This is a genomic window from Halobacillus andaensis (genome assembly GCF_014636475.1).
GTDB classification, from domain to species: Bacteria; Bacillota; Bacilli; order Bacillales; family Halobacillaceae; genus Halobacillus_A; species Halobacillus_A andaensis.
Window position 1 is genome coordinate 98244 of sequence record NZ_BMEL01000004.1, and the last position, 21371, is coordinate 119614.

At 44.1% G+C, this 21371-nt stretch carries 18 protein-coding genes; 15 read left to right on the plus strand and 3 right to left on the minus strand.

Annotated features, from left to right (window positions below; all coding sequences use genetic code 11):
* Positions 1-29: 29 nt before the first annotated feature.
* A complete protein-coding gene (locus IEV27_RS15305) occupies positions 30-887 on the minus strand; it encodes an alpha/beta fold hydrolase (protein ID WP_281063590.1) in 858 nt (285 codons plus the stop codon).
* Positions 888-1095: 208 nt separating this feature from the next.
* On the opposite strand from IEV27_RS15305, the gene IEV27_RS15310 reads away from it, so the two are divergent.
* The 6 genes from IEV27_RS15310 (at position 1096) to IEV27_RS15335 (ending at position 7179) form a co-directional block, all read left to right on the plus strand.
* Positions 1096-1923: a hypothetical protein gene (locus IEV27_RS15310; RefSeq protein WP_229735383.1), complete on the plus strand. Its 828-nt coding sequence runs from the start codon at positions 1096-1098 to the stop codon at positions 1921-1923.
* Between the two features lie 238 nt (positions 1924-2161).
* On the plus strand, positions 2162-3202 hold the full coding sequence (locus tag IEV27_RS15315) for a zinc-binding dehydrogenase (RefSeq protein ID WP_188378383.1): 1041 nt from the start codon (positions 2162-2164) through the stop codon (positions 3200-3202).
* Positions 3203-3487: 285 nt separating this feature from the next.
* Positions 3488-4069, plus strand: a complete 582-nt coding sequence (locus IEV27_RS15320) for a nitroreductase family protein (protein WP_188378384.1) — start codon at positions 3488-3490, stop codon at positions 4067-4069.
* Position 4070: 1 nt separating this feature from the next.
* Positions 4071-5045 carry an ABC transporter substrate-binding protein gene (locus IEV27_RS15325; RefSeq protein WP_188378385.1) on the plus strand — a complete coding sequence of 325 codons (975 nt, stop codon included), beginning with the start codon at positions 4071-4073 and terminating at the stop codon, positions 5043-5045.
* A 51-nt stretch (positions 5046-5096) separates the two neighbouring features.
* Complete coding sequence (locus IEV27_RS15330; protein WP_188378386.1) at positions 5097-6110, plus strand: FecCD family ABC transporter permease; 1014 nt, start codon at positions 5097-5099, stop codon at positions 6108-6110.
* 25 nt (positions 6111-6135) lie between these two features.
* Positions 6136-7179, plus strand: a complete 1044-nt coding sequence (locus tag IEV27_RS15335) for a FecCD family ABC transporter permease (RefSeq protein ID WP_188378387.1) — start codon at positions 6136-6138, stop codon at positions 7177-7179.
* Positions 7180-7290: 111 nt separating this feature from the next.
* On the opposite strand, the gene IEV27_RS15340 is transcribed toward IEV27_RS15335, so the two are convergent.
* A complete protein-coding gene (locus tag IEV27_RS15340) occupies positions 7291-7791 on the minus strand; it encodes a GyrI-like domain-containing protein (RefSeq protein ID WP_188378833.1) in 501 nt (166 codons plus the stop codon).
* Positions 7792-7948: 157 nt separating this feature from the next.
* On the opposite strand from IEV27_RS15340, the gene nagE reads away from it, so the two are divergent.
* The 9 genes from nagE (at position 7949) to IEV27_RS15385 (ending at position 20348) form a co-directional block, all read left to right on the plus strand.
* Complete coding sequence (gene nagE, locus IEV27_RS15345; RefSeq protein WP_188378388.1) at positions 7949-9880, plus strand: N-acetylglucosamine-specific PTS transporter subunit IIBC; 1932 nt, start codon at positions 7949-7951, stop codon at positions 9878-9880.
* Between the two features lie 54 nt (positions 9881-9934).
* Positions 9935-11113: an N-acetylglucosamine-6-phosphate deacetylase gene (nagA, locus tag IEV27_RS15350; protein WP_188378389.1), complete on the plus strand. Its 1179-nt coding sequence runs from the start codon at positions 9935-9937 to the stop codon at positions 11111-11113.
* A complete protein-coding gene (gene nagB / locus IEV27_RS15355; RefSeq protein WP_188378390.1) occupies positions 11110-11856 on the plus strand; it encodes a glucosamine-6-phosphate deaminase in 747 nt (248 codons plus the stop codon). Before nagA ends, nagB begins: the two co-directional genes overlap by 4 nt.
* A gap of 3 nt (positions 11857-11859) precedes the next feature.
* Positions 11860-12585 carry a GntR family transcriptional regulator gene (locus IEV27_RS15360; protein ID WP_188378391.1) on the plus strand — a complete coding sequence of 242 codons (726 nt, stop codon included), beginning with the start codon at positions 11860-11862 and terminating at the stop codon, positions 12583-12585.
* 13 nt (positions 12586-12598) lie between these two features.
* The gene (locus IEV27_RS15365; protein ID WP_188378392.1) at positions 12599-13321 is read left to right on the plus strand and encodes a sugar isomerase domain-containing protein; all 723 of its coding nucleotides are present in this window, start codon (positions 12599-12601) and stop codon (positions 13319-13321) included.
* 60 nt (positions 13322-13381) lie between these two features.
* A complete protein-coding gene (locus IEV27_RS15370) occupies positions 13382-14101 on the plus strand; it encodes a MurR/RpiR family transcriptional regulator (RefSeq protein ID WP_188378393.1) in 720 nt (239 codons plus the stop codon).
* A gap of 131 nt (positions 14102-14232) precedes the next feature.
* A complete protein-coding gene (mngA, locus tag IEV27_RS15375; RefSeq protein WP_188378394.1) occupies positions 14233-16176 on the plus strand; it encodes a PTS 2-O-a-mannosyl-D-glycerate transporter subunit IIABC in 1944 nt (647 codons plus the stop codon).
* 19 nt (positions 16177-16195) lie between these two features.
* Complete coding sequence (gene mngB / locus IEV27_RS15380; RefSeq protein ID WP_188378395.1) at positions 16196-18808, plus strand: mannosylglycerate hydrolase; 2613 nt, start codon at positions 16196-16198, stop codon at positions 18806-18808.
* Positions 18809-19295: 487 nt separating this feature from the next.
* A complete protein-coding gene (locus IEV27_RS15385; protein WP_229735384.1) occupies positions 19296-20348 on the plus strand; it encodes a M14 family zinc carboxypeptidase in 1053 nt (350 codons plus the stop codon).
* 55 nt (positions 20349-20403) lie between these two features.
* Here the strand turns inward: IEV27_RS15385 and IEV27_RS15390 are convergent, their stop codons facing one another.
* Positions 20404-21252, minus strand: a complete 849-nt coding sequence (locus tag IEV27_RS15390; RefSeq protein WP_188378396.1) for an HAD family hydrolase — start codon at positions 21250-21252, stop codon at positions 20404-20406.
* Between the last annotated feature and the right edge of the window lie 119 nt (positions 21253-21371).

Here is a 21371-nt window from a genome sequence, read left to right on the forward strand (position 1 = left end):
TTATAACGTCCTACCGTAACGTATAAACATTAATGGAACGGCATTAATGCTCGTTCAGCGTCTGCCGGACCATCATAAGCAAGAGCATCATAAACAAAAGCATAGGATAATGGATCATATACAATTCCCTGATGACCAATTTTGTTCAATGGATAATGGTCTTGTATAGTAATGTTCGATATTTGCTTCTTTGGTCCTTCGAGAAAGGCTGAGGTATAGGGGATGACCACTTGATCAGTTTCTGTAGTTAAAACAGTATAAGAAACGTTTCCTCTGGTTTCTTCTCCACTGTTTAGATTTTCAAGAAATTCCGATCCTGCTAGTTGCTGCTGGCAGGCTATACAGGAAGTGATATCAGCCAGCTCCGGGTTTAGTCGTTCGAAACCAAAGAATCCCTTTGTTCCATGGTTAGAAGGCACAAAAGCAATTAAGTTGTCTACATACTTGTCCCCGCCTAAAAACTTGAGATAGTATCTTGGCATCATTCCCCCCTGGCTATGCCCTATAATATCTACTTTATCTGCACCAGTGAGTTGAAGAACATTCTCAACAAAATGTTCCAATTCTTGAGCGGATTCTTCAATAGGACCTGTAGAAGCCCCGGCGTGAGTAAACCCGTAATTTAATGCATAGACACAGTAACCTTTACTTGTAAGGGCAGGGGACAGCTCCATCCAGTTTTGTGCACTGCGCTCAAATGTACCGGGAACAAGAATGACCGGGTTGGGTTTATCGTCAGACGGTTCACAACTCGAATCATTAGCTCCAGGCGGCGGGGTGCCTTGCTCCAGTAAAAAACCTTCCTCACTTTCAGCGTGCGATGGATTCGGGACGATGAAAAAGAAAACGATGAACAAACTAAACATGTAAAAGGAATGCTTTTTCAAATGAACTCTCCTCTCTCAGAAAATGAATGATAGTTCAGGGAGTATATAAAAAGAGTTCACCCAAAAAGTCTGCTTTTGCAGTATTATTTCTGAGTGAACCATCCATATCTCCGCACGAAGTATAACCTTTGTTTTTTACAATATAATAGCGCTTACATTTTTGTCAAATTACGTTCTTTATGTGGTAAAATAATAAAGAAATTCCGAGATGAAAATTAAGATAGATGGCGGTTTATTTGAGAAGGATGGACGATCGAATGAGGTGGACCTTATGTTGCCAAGTGAAGACATTTTGAAGACGTGGCGTAAGTTTGATCATTTTCCTATGGAAACTGTAAGTAAGCTGTGGGTTTATAACAAGCATAAGGCGGGCAGGCAAAGAGATATTGCTCAAATGAGAGAAGATCGGCAAAAGTACGGACTCTCAGGCAACTGCTTTGATTTGGCCATCTGGCTGCTTGACGAGTTTAAGAAAGACGGAATCAAAGCTTATCCGATCGGTCACGATATAGACGCTGAAGGTGCTCATGTTGCCGTTATAGCGGTTGATGAAACGGGAGGCCGATATTTATGTGATTTAGGAGATCAATGGATCACTCCTATACTCATTGACAGTCATCGGCAGGATTTCAGTGAGGAGAAACTCAGTGGAGTCTTTCCAGCTGCAAAAATACAAGTGAAACCTGGAAGGGAACATCTAGAAATCCTCTACCATCGGCCGAATGGAAAAGTTTCCAAGCAAACGTATGATACCACCCCGATCGAAGCCGAAGAATTTCGTACAGCAGCGGAAGCATCTCAAAATAGGATCAGTCCGCCTCCTTTAATAGAGTGCCGGGTAGGATATAAAGATGAGACAGCTCATTGGGAGTTCGATGATTGGGAAATCACATGGAGCACAACGGAAGGTTTAATCAAAAAAGAAAGCAATGAAACGATGAGTGAGTTAGCGGATGTGATCGAAACTACAACCGGAATGGATAAAGGGATCGTGCAAACCGTTTTGGAGCTATATCGAAAGAGAGAGAAAGAGTAAATGAGCATGATCATGCTTCCATTGGGTATAAATGGAATGCATGACAAGTGATGTAGGAACATGTCCCTCCTTGCCTTGAAAAAGTAAGGAGGGTTATTTTATTGCTCTGCGTATGGAGAGCAAAGGATAGCAGGAAGTTAAACATTACATTTGATAAATAAAAATAAAAGATAAATAATATATCGTATACTTACTCTCTTATAAAAGAAGGGTTAAAAAAGAGAAAGGTGATGATGTTATGAGAGCGGTACAAGTTACAGGATACGGGGATGTTGATCAGTTAGAACTAGTGGAAACCCCCATCCCTGAACCAAATGACGGGGAAGTCCTAGTAAAAGTAAAGGCATGTGCGATTAATAATACAGAGATCTGGATGAGAGAAGGAGCTTACGGCACTGGTTCTAAATCTGGATGGCGGCCCGAAGGCGTACAGTTTCCACGCACACCTGGCTCTGATATAACAGGCGAAATTGTCAAAGTCGGAAATTCGGTAGAGGAATCTATGGTAGGTAAAGATGTTGTTTTATTCCCATTTACATCTAGTGGAGAAGAAGGATCCGAACATATTTCTGAGGATATGTCTTTTATAGGCTCAGAATATGACGGGGGTTATGCTGAATATGTGGTATGGCCAGCTGAACTTTGTTTTGATATGCCTCTCTCCAGCTATTCTGAAAGTGCCGTTTTTTCCGTAAGTGGTTTAACGGCGTGGCATATGGTCGAACAAATTCAAGTTCAGCCTGGGGAAACGATTATGGTAACCGGGGCAAATGGCGGTGTTGGATCACTAAATGTCCAAATTGCATCTAAAGTCTTTGGCGCTAAGGTTATCGCGGTGATTGGTGACTTAGATAGTGAAGAAAGACTGAAGGAATTAGGAGCGACTCATGTCGTTTCCTATAAATCTGATCATCTTGCAGAAGAAATTTTAGAAGCGAACGGGGGACCCGTTGATTCTGTGCTGGATGTTGTCGGAGATGCTTTGTTTCCTGCATCTCTACAGGTATTGAAAAAGGGAGGCAAGTTCTGCATCTCAGGATCTGCTGGCGGCCAGAAGACAAATCTCGATTTTAGAACGCTGTATCTTAAACATATTACGATGTATGGATCCGTGCTCGGAACGAGGGCCGAGTTTAAAGATATGCTTCAAGCCATTTCGGAAGGGAAAATCAAGCCGGTCATTGATAAGACTTTTCCTTTGGAAAAAGCGAAAGACGCTCAAGTGTATTTTAAAAATAAAGGGAAGTTAGGAAAGATTGTATTACTGCCTGAAGAATAATTCAATTTGTTTCACTGAGGAATATAAGAGCCAACTATCCAATCGGAGGTTGGCTCTTATGCTTATGATAACTACGTTCGACTTTAGCAGGATTGTAATGGAATCTCAGCTTTAAAGTATGATCAATTTTAAATTAATTTTGAAGATGTGGTTGCAACTTATCTTTTCTTTGTCTATAATGAGAATCATTATCAGTGAGTCTTTAAAAAAATTCCTCGATCTGGGGTTATTTTTTTTATTATTTTTAAATGAAAATGATTATCATTACCATATAGGAGTGAGAAAATGCTAAAAGTCGAAGAGAGTAAAGTAGTTGAAACGATAAAGAATCGACGTTCCATAAAGAAATTTAAAAGTTCGCCCATCGATAAAGAAGTCATTATCGACTTGTTAAACGATGCGGTTTGGGCTCCCAATCATGGCGTAAGGGAACCCTGGCGTTTCATGCTGTTTATGGGTGAAGGAAAAGAAGCCATCGTTGAAGCCTTGCTAAATGAGTGTGAGCGCGGCAAATTATCGACGAAAAATCCTGATAAGCTGATTGAAAGATACCGCCACATCCCGGCTCACTTAGTCGTCGTGATGGAAGAGAGTGAAAAGAAAAAAATATGGGAAGAAGATTTTGCAGCTACAAGTGCTTTGATTCAAAACCTTCAGTTGCTTGGGTGGGAGCAAGGGATCGGAATGATATGGAAGACCAATCAGTACATAAATTCCAGTTCATTTTGTGAAGATATCGGGGTGAAAGAAGGGGAAAAAATCGTTGGGATTATCCATATGGGGTATCCAGAAGAAATCCCTAAAGCCCAGCAAAGAACAAAAGCGGAAGAAAAAATAACAGTAATCGACAAAAAGGAGAGGTTATAAAATGAAAAATAAATGGGGAATCGGGAGTTTGCTCGTATTATCGTTCGTATTATCGGCATGTGGCAGCTCTTCAGATGAAACGTCAGGAGACTCTGAAAATCAATCCAATGATTCAGAAACTCGTGAAGTGGAGCATGCGATGGGAACGGCAGAAATTGAAGGGGACCCAGAACGTGTCGTTTCACTCTTTCAAGGAGCCAATGATGCAGCCGTGGCTTTAGATGTGGAGCCTGTTGCCATTGTAGAATCCTGGGTGGAGCAGCCTGTCTATAAATATTTGCGCGATGATCTTGAGGGTGTAGATCAAGTAGGGGAAGAAACACAGCCTAATTTAGAAGAAGTAGCTAAGCAGCAGCCGGATGTTATTTTTGCCAATAAAGACCGGCATGAGGATATTTATGATGAGCTTTCACAAATTGCCCCTACGGTCATGATTGATGAGATCTATGGATGGAAAGATACCGTGGATCTCATGGGACAGTCCCTGGATCAAGAAGAAGAGTCCGAAGAGTTACTTGATGAATGGGATGAGAGAGTGGCAGACTTTAAATCTCAAATGGAAGAGGAAGGTCATTTTCCTGTCGAAGCAGCCATTACGAATTTCCGTGCGGATCATGCCCGAATCTTTTATACAGGGTTCGGTGGCGGAATTTTAAATGAATTGGGCTTTGATCGTCCTGATAATCATAAAGAGGATACGTGGGGAGTGAAGTTAACATCTAAAGAAAGCATTCCTGAAATGAATGCGGACGTCATCTTTAACTTTAACTCTGGAACAGAGAAGGACGAAATTCAGCAGACCTATGAAGAATGGACAGGTCACCCTCTTTGGCAGGAGCTTGATGCTGTGCAGGATGATAATGTGCACAATGTAGATGAAGTGACGTGGAACAGCGCAGGAGGCTATTTAGCTGCGAACCATATGCTGGATGACTTGTACGAGATTTATGATTTAGAAGATGAAAATAACGAATAGAAGGAGAGGGGAGTCTCTCTTCTTCTGTCTGTCAAAGGATAACGGCTGATTATGTCTTATTTATTAAAAACAAAGCTTTCAAAAATCATAGGGGCTGCCGTCACTGTACTACTCTTTTTATTTGCCTTTTTATCAAGCTTATATTTTGGTCAGACAGCCATTGTAGTAGAGGATATTGTGCAGGCATTTACTCGTTTTAATACGTCGTCCATTAACCAGGTGGTTGTTTTGGAGGAGCGGCTGCCCCGGGCAGTGTTAGGCAGTGTCATTGGTGCCAGCCTGGCAATCGCAGGAGCCTTAATGCAAGCTTTAACAGGGAATCCCCTCGCTTCTCCAAGTATTTTCGGAATCAATGCAGGCGCCTTGTTTTTCGTCGTTTTATCGATTACTCTGTTTTCATTTTCTTCGCTTGTTCAGATTATGTGGCTGGCGCTGTTAGGTGCAGCTGTGGCAGGGTTATTGGTATTTTTGCTTGGTTCGATTGGAAGAGATGGGATGACGCCGATCAAAGTTGTCTTAGCAGGATCGGCCATCAGTGCTTTGTTTTTATCCATGACTCAGGCCATGCTTGTGTTAGATGAGAATGGGCTGCAGCAAGTCCTGTTCTGGTTGACTGGTTCGATCAGCGGCAGGTCTCTGGGTATGCTTTATCCTATCTTGCCTTTTATTGTGATAGCCGCTGCCGGGGCTATGTTTATGGGAAATGCGTTAAATGTGTTTGCGACTGGAGAAGATGTGGCTAAGAACCTTGGACAGAAAACGACCCTGTTTAAAATAGGGATAGGTCTCATTGTCATTATTCTAGCAGGGAGTTCTGTGTCGATCGCCGGTGCAATTGGTTTTATTGGATTAGTCGTTCCCCATATCACAAGGGGAATGTTCGGACCAGATTATCGATGGGTGATCCCTTTAAGTGCGGTGTTGGGAGCATCCTTACTCGTTAGCGCGGATGTGTTAGCCAGGCTGCTTATTATGCCTCAGGAAATACCTGTAGGGATTATGACCGCATTGATTGGCACCCCGTTTTTTATTTATATCGCCCGGTATGGTTTAACTAAGAGGTAAGGGCTGTTGTGAAGGGAGTTTCAGTATGGCAAGACAAATGAACATTCGCAGTAAGAAAAACACAATATCCTTTCAAATTGATGTAAAGCCTCTAATGGTGACCCTGTTATTACTGCTACTCACCGTTGCCGCTCTCTTTGCAGGACCTGGATTTGGCGATCCTTTCTTTAGCCCAGTGGAGATTAGTCAGTCTTTATTTGGTCGAGGTAGTGGGGGAAATGAATTTATTATTAATACGCTGCGATTTCCGAGGGCGGCCGTATCTCTGCTGGCTGGTTTATGTTTAGGAATAGCTGGAGCGATTCTTCAGGGAATCGTACGTAATCCCTTAGCTTCGCCGGATATTATCGGAATTACTGGAGGAGCGGCAGTAGCGGCTGTAAGCTATATCACCTTTTTTCAGGATAGTTTCGGGATTCAGTGGCTGCCCTTTGCAGCCATTGGTGGCGCCTTAGCGGCTTCCCTGCTGATCTACTTCATTTCATGGAATGAAGGGGTAACGCCTATTCGGCTGGTTCTTATTGGCATTGGCGTGTCCGCAGCGATGAACGCCTGCACGATGCTCATTCTAACGCTGAGCCCGGATTACTCTGCAAGCCAAGCCTATATTTGGCTGACAGGAAGTGTTTACGGTGCGTCATGGGAGGGGCTGCGTTTACTACTGCCCTGGACGGTTCTAATCGTTCCATTAATTGTTTTGTATTCATCTGTACTCAATGTGCAGGAATTGGGAGATGATACTTCCGCGGGGCTCGGTCTAAGTGTGCAAAAACACCGCGTGGTTTTATTGTTGAGCAGTGTAGTACTTGCTGGGGCAGCGGTTTCTGTTGTAGGCACCATAGGCTTCGTAGGATTAGTTGCCCCTCATATCGCACGACTGCTGGTAGGGCGTTCTTTTCCATATTTACTTCCTTCCGCTGCCTTTATTGGTGCTCTTATTGTTTTTTTAGCAGATGTCGTTGCACGCACGGCTTTTTACCCCAGTGATATCCCTGCTGGAATCTTTACGGCTGGTGTAGGAGCTCCTTTCTTTATTTACTTATTAGTTAAGAATCGGCATAATTTTTAAATATCTGTCTTGGTGATCTGCACCACCTGCAGTAAAAGAGTCCCATTTTCTTTGAGAAAATGGGACTCTTTTCTATGGGAGCTTTCTGTTAGACCTTTGTCGTCCGCTTTTTTATTGGATGTAGATGTCAATCTGTTTGTTCTCGGGATCGTAACACCTTTCGTCATACATCTCGAAATCCAGGGCGCCCTGATGCTCATACCCCGATTGTGGAAACCACTCTGTAAAAAGGTAATTCCATGTCGATTGAATGGTCGAGGGAAACGATTCCTCATTTGCCTTCGGCGTAGTGAACACGGCATATTCGAGCTCGGGAAAACTTTTATACACCAATCCTTCAGGTGCTTGCGTTCCTTTTTCTACTTCCATTCCAATGATATAAACGAACTCGCCGGTTTCTGGGGAAAAATCGGTACAGATGCCGAGTTCTTCATTTTTGTGCAGGGGATTCGGAATCGTAGCGCCCAATTGTTTCTGAATGTACTGCTGCCAAAACTGTGGGATGTCTTTAAGGTTCTGACCACCCTTATTCTTCGTCTTCAGTTCGTACCCAAGTCCGCGGAAAGGGAAGGGTCCATGGATCCTGACGGCAAGAAGCTTTTGGAAAACTATTCATAAGGCGTTTTTTACATAATGATCATGTCTAATATTCACTATAATTATAGGTGCAAATAATCTTTTATTCTATTGGTATAGACAACTATACTTCATAATGGTAAATTACTTATATGAAACGTTTTCACATAAAAAATTTAAGAGGAGAATAATCATGTTAAATTTCTTACAACGAATTGGGAAATCTCTCATGTTTCCCATTGCAACGTTACCAGCCGCTGCGCTTCTCGTGCGCCTCGGCATGGACGATATGCTTAATATCCCGTTTGTTACAGCGGCGGGAAATGGAATCCTTGAAAACCTGTCGCTTATTTTTGCGATTGGGATTGCGATGGGATTTGCGAAGGATGGGAACGGGGCCGCTGCTCTTGCGGGTGCGGTTGGTGTTTTAGTTCTTGAAAGTGGAGTTCAAGGCATTAATGATGAAATTGATATGGGGGTTTTTGCCGGAATTATTGCCGGGGTGATCGCCGGTATGCTCTATAATCGTTACAATGATGTGAAGTTCCCAGAGTTTCTATCGTTCTTTGGCGGGAAACGGTTCGTACCGATCATTACTTCCCTCACTATGGTAGTACTTTCGTTTGTGTTTGGTTATTTATGGGTGTATCCGCAATACGTACTCGATTCTACAGCGAATTGGATATTAAATTCTGGTGAAATAGGCGTTGGTGTATACGGGGTGCTGAACCGTTTGTTTATTCCAGTTGGTTTGCACCACGTAATGAACACGGTCATCTGGTTTGATTTTGGTACATTTTCAACAGAAACTGGTGATGTCGTTCGAGGCGAGATTAATCGTTTCTTAAATGGTGATCCAGAGGCCGGGTACTTCTTGGCTGGGTTCTTCCCGATTATGATGTTCGGACTTCCGGCTGCTTGTTTAGCGATGTATGCCGCAGCGAAGAAACATCGTAAAGCGGCAGTTGGCGGCATGTTCTTAAGTATTGGCTTAACGTCCTTTTTAACAGGGGTTACGGAACCGATTGAATTCTCCTTTATGTTCTTGTCTCCTTTGCTTTATTTTGTTCACGCCTTATTAACAGGGGCGGCGATGGTCGCAGCCTTTATGCTCGATATTAGGCATGGATTTGGCTTCTCGGCAGGGTTGATCGACTTTTCCTTAAACTATGGAATTGCCCAAAATCCGCTCCTGCTTATTGTCGTAGGGCTGGTATTTGCAGCCATCTACTTTGTCGTGTTCTACTTCTTAATCGTCAAGCTCGATTTGAAAACGCCGGGCCGTGAGGATGAAAACGAAGGTTTTGTAGAAGAAACGCAGGAAGTTGGTCAGCCGGGAGAGAAGATGGATGATCAAGATGTAAAAGCTTATCGCTACCTTGAAGCGCTCGGGGGAGCTGATAATATTAAATCACTCGATTATTGTACGACGCGCCTGCGTCTGCAAATGGCTGACCGGAAGCAGGTGAATGAGAAAGCATTAAAATCGTATGGTGCCCGTGGAGTGATGAAGGTGGGGAAGCAAAACCTTCAAGTCATTGTCGGCACATCGGTTGAGTTTTTAGCGGAAGCGATGAGGAAACAGATGGAGCAGGGAAACAACGCCCCTCCTGTTCAAAATGAAAAGCAGCCATCAAAACAGGAAGAAGCGTTTCATGGTCTTCGTATCATCCGTGAAAATGATTTTACCATGCCGATTGAAGGGAACGTCATGCCGCTTGAAGAAGTGCCGGATGAAGTGTTTGCCCAAGGCATGATGGGACCTGGATTTGCGATCGATCCAAAAGGCGATACATTCCGCTCTCCGGTAAACGGTAAAGTGGTGCAGGTTTTTCCGACGAAGCATGCGATAGGGCTTGAAATGGACAATGGTTTAGAAATCCTCATTCATGTAGGTCTTGATACCGTTAAACTAAATGGAGAAGGATTTGAAACCTTAGTGGAAGCTGGTCAGTCTATAAAACAAGGCGACCCGCTTCTGCGCATCGATCTTGATGATGTGAAAAGCAAAGCGCCTTCTGTCGTCACGCCGATTATTTTTACCAACGTAGAAAACGAATTGGTGACCCTCCTTAAGCAAGGGATGCAGTCAGAAGGTCAAACCGGGATACTAACGATTCAATAATCATAAGGGAGGAGCCTCTTGCTTCTCCCTGAGTTCATGATAAGGAGTGAGACGATGGCTGGAAGTATTGAATGGACAAACGTAACCATTGTGACCCCGTCAGAAACGATCGAAAACGGTTCGCTGCACGTTCAAAATGGAAAAATTACCGCAATCGCACGTCAGCCGATTGGCGGAGCGGATGTAACCATTGATGGGAAAGGAAAGATACTTGTGCCAGGGTTTATCGACGTGCACATTCATGGCGCCAATGGCCATGATGTGATGGATGCAACTGAAGAAGCTTTACATGGAATGGCGTCTGTGCTGCCTCAAGAAGGAACGACAAGCTTCCTCGCAACGACGATGACGCAGTCGAACGAGGAGATTTCAAATGCTGTAACGAACGTCGGAAACTATATGAAGAACGAACAAGCAGAAGGTCAGGCAGAAGTGGTAGGCATTCACTTAGAAGGCCCTTTTATTTCAAAAGATAAAGCAGGCGCTCAGCCTCTTACCCACATTGCACCTCCTTCGATTGAGCTGTTCGATCAATGGAATCAGCAAAGCGGTGATCACATTTGTCTCGTGACGTTAGCTCCTGAAGTCAAAGGGGCGATGGATTTTATCACCCACGTTAGTCAAAAAGGCATCGTTGCTTCTATTGGGCATAGTGACGCCACGTATGATCAAGTGACAGAATCCGTAGAAGCAGGTGCTCGCCACGTTACGCATTTGTACAATCAAATGAGCGGCATGCATCACCGGGAACCTGGAGTCGTCGGAGCGGCATTTTTAAATAACAAGCTGATGGTCGAAATGATTGTCGATCACGTACATGCCCGCCCGGAATCTGTGCAGCTGGCGTATCATCATACAAAAGCTGACCGCACGATATTAATCACGGACGCGATGAGAGCGAAGTGCCTTCCTGAAGGAGCCTATGACCTTGGAGGACAGCAGGTGCATGTAAAAGGAAAAGAAGCGCGTTTATCAGACGGCACATTAGCGGGTAGTATTTTAACGTTAGAAGAAGCGGCTGCTCATATGAAAGAAAATACGAACCTAACGATCAGAGACCTTGCACGGATTACATCAACAAACGCGGCGGAACAGTTAGGCATTGACGATCGTAAAGGAAAGCTTGAAGAAGGAAAAGACGCTGACCTTGTGCTTCTTGATGAAGATTACCGCGTCGTCATGACCATTTGCCGCGGAATCCTCGCATACGATGGCAGGGAGGAGACACGATGAAGGTGATCATCACGCATAACAATCAAGAATTAAGTGAAAAGGCGTGCGAACTTATTGAACAGCAGGTGAAAGAAAAGCCGGATTCCGTGCTCGGCTTAGCCACAGGAGGCTCTCCTCTAGGCACATATAACGAAATGATCAAAGGATGTAATCACCGCTCCGTTGATTATGAGCACGTAAAGGCACTGAATTTGGATGAATATATCGGCTTGGACAAAAACGATCCCCAAAGCTATCATTTTTTCATGAGGAAGCATTTGTTTGATCACATTAACATTAACCCTGATCACACGTACATTCCGAATGGGAAAGCGAAGGATCTACAAGAAGAATGTGAACAATATGAACAGTTCATCGAAGATATCGGCCCCCCGGATCTTCAACTGCTTGGCATCGGTCAAAATGGACACATTGGCTTTAACGAACCAGGAACACCGTTTGATCGTGAAACGCACATCATCCAGTTAGAAGAGTCGACAAGGCAGGCCAATGCCCGTTTTTTTGAGTCGATCGACGATGTACCGAAGCAGGCCATCACCATGGGGATCCAGTCCATTTTAAAAAGTAAAAAGATCGTCGTTATTGCTTCTGGTGAACGAAAAGCAGACGCCATTCAACGTTTATTAGAAGAAGAACCAAGCGAAAACCTGCCGGCCTCTGCCTTGAGAAATCATAAAAATGTTACTCTTATTGTAGACGAAGAAGCGTATCAAAAAGTAGGACAAGGAGAGGAGACCCAATAGAATATGGTTGATAAACAATCACCACTCCCGATCTATTATCAGATTGAAGAGGAGCTTAAGCAGCGCATCAAAAATAAAGAATTCAAGACCTACGACATGATTCCATCCGAACGCGAGCTGTCGGAAACCTTTGATGTAAGCCGGATGACCGTCAGGCAGGCGATTACGAACCTGGTAAATGAAGGCGTCTTGTACCGTGAGAAAGGCCGGGGGACCTTTGTGGCGGAGGAGAAAATCGAACAGCCGCTCCAAGGACTGACTAGTTTTACCGAAGATATGAAAACGCGGGGGATGGAAGCGAGCAGTAAACTGCTCACTTTTGAAAAAGTGAACGCTCCCCTCGATATTTCTCGTAAATTAGAAATAAAAGAAGAAGCGCCCGTTTATAAAATTCAACGGATTCGCTACGCCGACAAAAAACCAATGGCGATTGAAACGAATTTTCTATCCGCCGCTATGTTTCCTGAACTCGATGAACAAATTGTTCTCGGTTCGCTTTACAGCTACATTGAAAAAATGAAAAAGCAGCCGATCGGAAAAGCTCACCAAATGATTGAAGCGACAACGGCCGATGAGAATCAAGCCGCTTTATTAGATATTCCTGTAGACTCCGCTATTTTGTCGATAGAGCGGCACAGCTGCTTAGCTGATGGAACTCCATTTGAAGTCGTCAAATCGTCCTATCGCGCCGACCGCTATAAGTTTATTAGTGATATTTATCGTACGTAAGGAGTGGGAAAGCTTGTCCTATTTATCGAAGGTCGCCGAACAAATCCACCACTTAGAACAGTCCACGAACGAGCAGCTGACCTCGATCAGTCAAACGATCGCGACGAAACTAAAAGCCGGCGGGATCATCCACTTGTTTGGCTGCGGCCATTCCAGCTTACTGGCTCAGGAGCCCTACTACAGAGCAGGTGGGCTCGTTCCCGTTCGACCGCTCGTCATTGAACCGCTCATGCTGCAACAGGGTGCTGTGCAATCAAGTGTGTATGAAAAAACGTCGCATTTCGTGCACGATTATGTAACAGAGGAAGACGTACGCGAAGAAGATGTGCTCATCGTCATCTCAACATCCGGCCGCAACCCTGCACCGATTGATGCAGCGAATTTTGGAGGGGAAAAAGGAGCTTACGTGATCGGTATGCTCTCGATGGAGTATTCCACTACCCAGCCTTCCCGGCACGTGTCAGGGAAACGATTAGAAGACGTCGTTGATGCGGTGATTGACACACAGGTTCCGTTAGGCGATGCCCTTCTAAAAGAAGAAGGGATCCCCCAGGCATTTGGGCCGTTGTCTTCGGTTGTGGGCGTCGCCTTGATTCAGGATCTGCTGGCGAAAACTGTAGTTCATCTTAAGGAAATGGGAGAAGAGCCTCCGGTATTTATGAGCGGAAATCTGGACGGGGTCGACGAGCATAATCGGAAGCTTGTTGAAAAATATAAGCATCGGATTCAGTTTTAAATCGTCATCTACCTTCATGATATAATAGCTGGTAAGACAGGTCTTCCATGAGGTGAACCTATGAACTTAAAAGAAAGAGCTCATAAATATGAGTACAAATTGAATGACACAGACGATCAAATTATCGACTATATCCTGGCCAATAAAGAAACAGTGATCGACACTTCGATCCAGGCATTAGCGAAATCTTTATATACGGTTCCTAATACCATTACCAGGCTGTCGAAAAAGCTTGGTTATGATGGATTTTCGCAGCTTAAAAACAATTTGAAAGAAGAGCAGGAAGACGACGAGGAAAATGCAGCTCAGTTCAACATTCGTAAGACGCTGGAAATCTTAGATGATGACATGCTTCGTAAAATTGCAAAAAAGATTAAGCAATCTCGCCATGTGTATCTTTTTGGCGTTGGGGACACCGCTCCTTTTTGTGAAATTATGGCCACTCATTTTAAAATTGGAGGAATGAATGCTGAGTTTTTTCTGCATCGCCATGATGCGGTTTACGCGATCAATCATGCGAAAAAACAGGATGTTTTGTTTCTGATTAGTATGTCTGGGGAAACGGAACAAATCATCGAAATGGCTGAGTTAGCGAAGGAAAAAGAGATCACCATTATTTCTTTCACTCATTTTTCGAGCAATACGCTAGAGAAAATGTCGGATTATCGCTTTTTCTTTTACTCACCGAAACGAATGCTTGAGAACTACAACATTTCTGATAAGACACCGATGATGCTGGCGCTTCAGCAATTATCCAATGTGTTTTGGGAAACCACTTGATGTGTATAAATACACACATCAAGTGGTTTATTTTTTTGAGGAAGTGTACTTTTATAAAGAAAAGTAAGCGTTTACTTATCGTGTGTTACAGTGTTTTCAAATGGAACGAAGATTGAGGGGAGGAGAAAGTAGTGAAATTACAAAGCTTAACGTCAACGAATTTAATTCGTACAGATCAGGCTTTTTCTACGAAAGAGGAAGCGATTCGATATTTAGTCGATCAATTAGATCAAGAAGGCCTGCTTCATTCAGCTGATGACTTTTATGATGCAGTGATGGAACGAGAAGCGCTCTCGGCTACGGGTATGGAAGGGGGATTGGCCATCCCTCACGGAAAGTCGACATCCGTTAAACAAGCCGCATTTGCTGCAGCTACGTTAAAGACACCGATTGAAGACTGGGAAAGCGTCGATGAAAATAACCAGGTGGAGCTTGTCATGCTGCTCGCGATTCCAGAAGATGAAGCGGGTTCGACCCACTTAAATCTACTGGCTGAGTTAATGACGCGCATAACTGACCCGTCCTATAAAGAAAAATTAATGGCAGCTAAGACGAGTGAGGCATTTTACGAAGCACTTGACCAGGAGGAAACAGAAGACGTTGCGGAGACAACATCTGATAAATTGCTCTTAGCTGTAACAGCCTGTCCAGCAGGCATAGCGCACACGTACATGGCAGCTGAAGCCTTAGTAAGAGCCGGTAAGGAACTAAATGCTGAGGTGAAGGTGGAGAAGCAAGGGTCGAACGGAATTGAAGACCGGCATTCGAAAAAAGACATTCGTCGTGCTGATGCAGTCATTTTTGCAGCTGATGTGGCCGTGAAGGACCAGGAACGCTTTGCAGGACTTCCACGAGTAACGACTTCAGTTGCAGCGCCCTTAAAAAATGCAAAGGGAATTATTGAGGACGCGATTAAGAAATCAAGAGATCCATCGTTACGTGAAGAAACAGATGATTCTCATGAAGAAGAGGAGCCAGAGGGAAAATCATTCAAAGCTGAAATTAAAGACTCCATTATGACCGGGATCTCATATATTATCCCTGTTATTGTAGCTGGCGGGATGACATTGGCTTTCGCTGTGCTAGTCTCTCAAGCCTTTGGACTGCAGGAGGTTTATGATCAGGAAGGTTCTTGGCTTTGGTTGTTCCGCCAGTTAGGCGGCGAAATGCTTGGAACGTTAATGATTCCGATTTTATCCGCGTACATGGCGTACTCGATTGGTGATAAGCCGGCGCTTGGACCAGGTTTTGCAGCCGGGATTGCCGCTAACTTGATTGAGAGTGGCTTTTTAGGCGGGATGCTTGGTGGTTTCCTTGCCGGGTATATTATTAAATTTTTGAAGAAGCATGTGCAAACATCCGGCACGTTCTCTGGCTTTGTAAGCTTCTGGTTATACCCTGTGGCCGGGACGTTATCCGTCGGAGCGATCATGCTGTTTGTCATTGGTGAGCCACTAGCCTTTTTAAATAATGGGCTTATTAACTGGCTTGAAGGTTTGTCGGGTGGAAACGCGATTTTACTAGGTGCGGTTATTGGCACAATGGTCTCCTTTGACCTTGGTGGACCAGTGAATAAAGCGGCGTACACATTCTGCATTGGGGCCATGGCGAGTGGCAACATCATGCCTTACGCTGCCTTTGCTTCGGTGAAAATGGTCTCCGCGTTTGCTGTAACAGGAGCAACGATTATCGCTAGAAACCTTTATACGAAACCTGAACAAGAGGTTGGAAAACAAACGTGGCTCCTTGGCTTAGCCGGCATTACAGAAGGGGCAATTCCGTTTATGATTAACGATCCGCTGCGTGTCATTCCGTCACTGATTGCCGGATCAGCCGTAACCGGAGGGATTGTAGCCTACTTCGGAATTGGACTGAATGTGCCGGGCGCAGGGATTTTCTCCTTAGCCTTACTAGAAGGCCAGCCATTACTGTTAGGGGCTAGCGTGTGGTTAGGTTCAGCATTAATCGGTGCCTTCATTTCTATGATTCTGCTCATTCTTTCTAGAAAACATAAATTAAAAAAGCAATCTACGAACTTAACAACAGAAGAAGATAAACAATGGAAGTCAGCATAAGCAAAGGAAGGGATTAGTCATGAAGCAAGTCCACGTTGTACCACACATGCACTGGGATCGGGAATGGTACTTTTCAACAGAAGAATCAAGAATACTACTCGTTAATAATATGGAAGAAATTATGGATCGGCTCGAAACAGATCCTGACTATCCTTACTACGTGTTGGATGGACAAACGTCGATCTTAGAAGATTATTTCGCCGTGAAGCCGGAAGCGAAGGAGCGGGTGAAAAAACTCGTTCAAGACGGAAAACTGATCATCGGGCCATGGTATACGCAAACCGACGAAATGGTCGTCGGAAGTGAATCAATCGTTCGGAACCTCCTCTACGGCATTAAGGACAGCAAGGAGTTTGGTCAGCCGATGATGATCGGCTACCTGCCCGATTCCTTTGGGCAATCGGCACAAATGCCTCACATTTTAAATGGATTTGATATTAAGTATACGATTTTCTGGCGAGGAACGTCTGAACGGCACGGAACGGATAAAACCGAATTTTATTGGGAGACAGATGACGGATCCCGTGTGCTCGTCCAGTTGCTTCCATTAGGGTACGCGATTGGGAAATATTTGCCGCAGGAAGAAGATACGCTGAAACAACGTATGGAAAAGTATTTTCCCGTGTTAGACCGTGGGACAACGACCGACCATCTCGTGCTTCCTAATGGACACGATCAAATGCCGATTCAAAAGGACATTTTTGAAGTGATGGGTAAGTTGAGACAGCTTTATCCTGATCGTGAGTTTTTCTTAAGTAAATATGAAAATATCTTTGCTGAAATCGAAAAGCAGAACGATCTGGCCACGTTGGAAGGCGAATTCCTGGATGGAAAATACATGCGGGTTCACCGCAGTATCTACTCTACACGCATGGATATTAAAGCCGCCAATACGCGCGTCGAAAATAAGATTACAAACGTGCTGGAGCCGCTCGCTTCCATGGCGTATGATCTCGGTTTTGAGTATCATCATGGGTTGATTGAGCTGATTTGGAAAGAGATTATGAAAAACCACGCCCATGACAGCATTGGCTGCTGCTGTTCTGACAAAGTGCATCGTGAAATTGCCGGTCGACTCTTTTTAGCTGAGGAAAAAACCGATCAGTTGATTGAATTTTATAAAAGACAGATTGTCGATGCGATGGAGACGGATGAGACAGCCGATCGCCTGACGTTGTTTAACTTCCTCCCTTATGAACGCGAAGAAATCGTGACGACCGAAATCATTACAAAGTACAAAGGTTTTTCCTTAGTCCATGAGAACGGAGAAGCGGTAGATTACGAGATCCTTCATCGTGAAGAAATCGATCCCGGCTTAATCGACCGGCAGATTGTTCATTATGGAAACTATGAACCTTTTATTAAATATAAGATCCAATTGAAGCAAACATTGCCGCCAATGGGGTATACGACCTTTTTTGTAAAGGAAGATGAAGAAAAGAGAATGGAAGACACGCGCAGTGATCAGGTGGATACGGATTACTATCAAGTGGCTGTGAATGAAAATGGTACGCTCCACATTTATGATAAGCAGTTAGAAAAGTCGTTCGATCAGGTGCTTCTCTTGGAAAACGGAGGAGATGACGGTGATGAATATGATTTCTCGCCACTTGAAGGCGAAGAATTAATTTTTAGCGACAATGTAGAAGCTGAAGTTTCGATCCAACAAAATCAGTATGCTGCGACGGTTGAGATTAGCTATTCTCTACACGTGCCAGCCAGTTTAGAGGATCGGAAGGCTGATAATATAAACAGCGAAGTCAATGTGCATTTTACGATTCATATTTCCAATCATAAACCGTTGATTGAAGTGACATGCGAGCTCGACAACAAAGCCAAAGATCATCGCCTGCGTGCTTATATCCCGACTGGATTGAGCTCGAGCTTTTCCCTCGCCGATAATCAATTTGGACACATTCAAAGAGATGTAATTGATTCAGCGATGGATGTGTGGCAGGAAGAGAAATGGAGCGAGCGTCCTGACGCTATTTATCCACTGTTAAGCTATGTGGGAGTGTCTAACGATGACTACGGCGTAAGCGTTCTTTCCAATAGTACGAGAGAATACGAGATTGTAGGAGATTCCTATGACACCATCGCGCTAACCTTATTTAGAAGTGTCGGACATTTAGGGAAAGCAGACATGCTGCGCCGGCCGGGCCGTCCTTCAGGCATCAAGCTGCCGACACCAGACTCTCAAATGCTAGGTAAGCTCAATCTGGAATTCGCTTTGTACCCGCATAAGGGCAGTACGCTTGAGGCAAATGCAGCGAAGGCGGCGAAGGAATATTTAACGCCTGTAGAGACGTATAACAAAATTCCTTATAATGCGATGAAGCTTAATCCATCAAGTGTGAAGACGCCCGTATGTTATCAGTTGTTGGAAGAGGTTGACTCTGAGGTTGTGTTAAGCACGTTGAAGAAAGCGGAGGAAGACGATGCTCTTATTCTTCGAGTGTTTAATGCGAAAGAAGAAGAAATTGACGCTTGTTACAGAATTGAAAACGGCGCAAGTGAGGTCTGGCAGACGAATTTGAATGAGGAGAAGCAGGAGCAATGGAAGGGAGAGGCAGACTTCGTAAAGTTTCCGGTAAAAGTTAATCAATCACAGAGCTTTCTAATTAAAAAATAGAGAAACATTCGTTTTTTACAGGCTGTCGACTTCAAAAGAACGGCACGGGGTGTGTTATTGTAGCTTTCATGGAAAAGAAAAAGTCAAGGAACAGGCGCTGATGACAACTGCCTGTCAAGATATGAAAAAGACTCTTGTCCACTTACCTAAAGTATGCTAGGTGGACGAGAGTCTTTTTCTGACTTAAGGAACTTCAAAGGAGCGAGGTCCCTTCCACTCCTGGGAAGAACGAGTGAGCCGATATCGCCGAGCGTGGGTTTTGCAAGGAAGCTCGGGCGCTCGTCCGCGGAAAGGGAAGGGTCCTTGCTCCTCGCGGCAGGAAAAAAGCTTGCGGAAAACCAGGGGTTTCTCTGCAATCTGAAACGTAAACTCATAGGAGTTTACGTTTTTTAATGGGTAAATTGTCTAGATTTTACGCATCTTAGCAGGAAATGGCATACTTTCAAAGAATTTGTTTAGATAACTAATTTTTCTTGGAGGTATGCGTATGAAAAACAAGAAGTTGAAAACAGGAGTAACGGCGATGCTGACTTTATCGTTATTAGCTTCCCCCGCCGTCAGCCCAGTAGGGGCAGAAGGCAGCGGGCCAGAAGTGAATGAGAATCAGCAGGTAAAGATTGAAAGCTTAACGAGTAACGAAGAGCTGGCAAGTTTTTTACAAAAGGTGGACGAGAAATCGGACAGCATCAGTGTAGAGGTGATTGGGCAGTCGATTAAAGGGCGGGATCTTAACCTCGTGAAGGCAGGGAATGATCCAGGCAACCCGACGATTCTCATGGTTACCCAGCAGCATGGAAACGAGGCACTTGTGACGGAGTCAGCGATCCAAGTGATCAAGAAGCTTTCTACCAATAGTAAAGAAGTAAAAGATTGGCTCGACAACGTAAATGTTCTATTTGTTCCGCGTCTTAACCCTGACGGAGCGGCGGGCGATGTCGATTGGGATTCATCTCACCTGCAATTTGGTGGAATGCAGACAAGGAATAATGCCGCGGGTATTAATTTAAATCGCACTCATAATTCATTATCTCAGCCAGAAACCCGGGCATTACATGAAAATGTATTAAGGAAGTATGACATTGATTATGCGATTGATTTTCATCACCAGATTGCAAACCGTGTGACAGAAGATGGCGAGCTTGTGTCCGGAGCCCTGCTCTACCCAACGAGTACGATCACGGATGAAGTGCTCGAGAAGTCTCGAAAGCTTGGTGCCGTCATCTACAATGAAATGGACTCAAAAGGCTACGGAACATTTGCCCGTTATGCGGAAGGCGGTAGTTTAACGTCGAATGCGCGTAACCACTTCGCTACTCATTATGATATTCCGACCATTCTTTTTGAAAATAGAGGGATGACGGATTCACCTAATACAACCTCTATTCTAGGTCAAAAGAGCAGCGGCTACTTAATCAAACAAGGAACAGATGCGATGCTTTCTTCCATTGAAGCCATCGCTGACGGCTCAATTGCTTCAACTGACGTGAGTGTTTGGGATACGATGCCTGAACAATATACAGCAGACGGTGAAGAAGAATAAAAGAAAACTTACCCCGCTTCGGATTGACGAAGCGGGGTTTTTGTGAGGGTGAAAACTAAATTAATTTTTGAGCTAAATAAGAATATAAACCATTTTCTTTATAAGTGAACTCCGTTATATCATCAGCAGAACGCTTCACTACCTCTTCAGCATTCTGCATAGCGACAGAGTATCCGGCCAGTTCAAGCATGGGCAAGTCATTTTCCCCGTCTCCTATCGCCATTAGATCTTCAGGAGTAAAGTTATATTCCTCAAGTAATCTATGGATGCCGCTTGCTTTCGAGACATGGCCCTCCATTATTTCGCAATTATGCAAAGTGGAAGAGGAGGTGGTAAACGTAAAGCTTTCCTCTAATGTTAATAATGACTGTTTCCATTCTTTAATTATGCCTGGATTCATACTGAAGAAATACAGTTTCACATTACCATCATAAGACAAATTCTCAACCCACTGGATGTCTTGGTTTAGAGCTTGTTTTCTTGATAAATATTCATTATCCAATAATGTCTCCGGTTGAGGAGATTCGATCACACGTTCAAGTAAGCCTTTATCCTTTTTAAGTGCAAATTGACTTCCTATATGAGGGTGAATTTCATAATATAACCCGGCTTCTCTTGCTTTATGAACGGCGCTGCGTACTAAGTCTGGGTTTAATTTGTGCTCGAACAAGACATTCCCGTTCATGTAGCACCCCATTCCGTTTGCAGTGACGATCCCATCAGGTTCTAACCCTGATGGAAGGACATCATCGATTTCGAATCTTGTTCTGCCAGAGGCGAGAAATAGTCGTATGTCTTTTTTCTGTTGTACATCCTGGAGCAGCGAGAGAAGTTCGTTAGTTACTTTATTTTCAGCATTTAATAACGTTCCGTCCATATCAAGGGCAATGACTTTAGGGTTCATGGAAAATCCTCCTCGTAATTAACTGGGTAGAAAAATTCATTAGAATAGTTAAAGTATAAGGTCGTTATACTAACAAAACAACTTAGTATAGAGCACAATTTGTGTATTAAACGCTTACA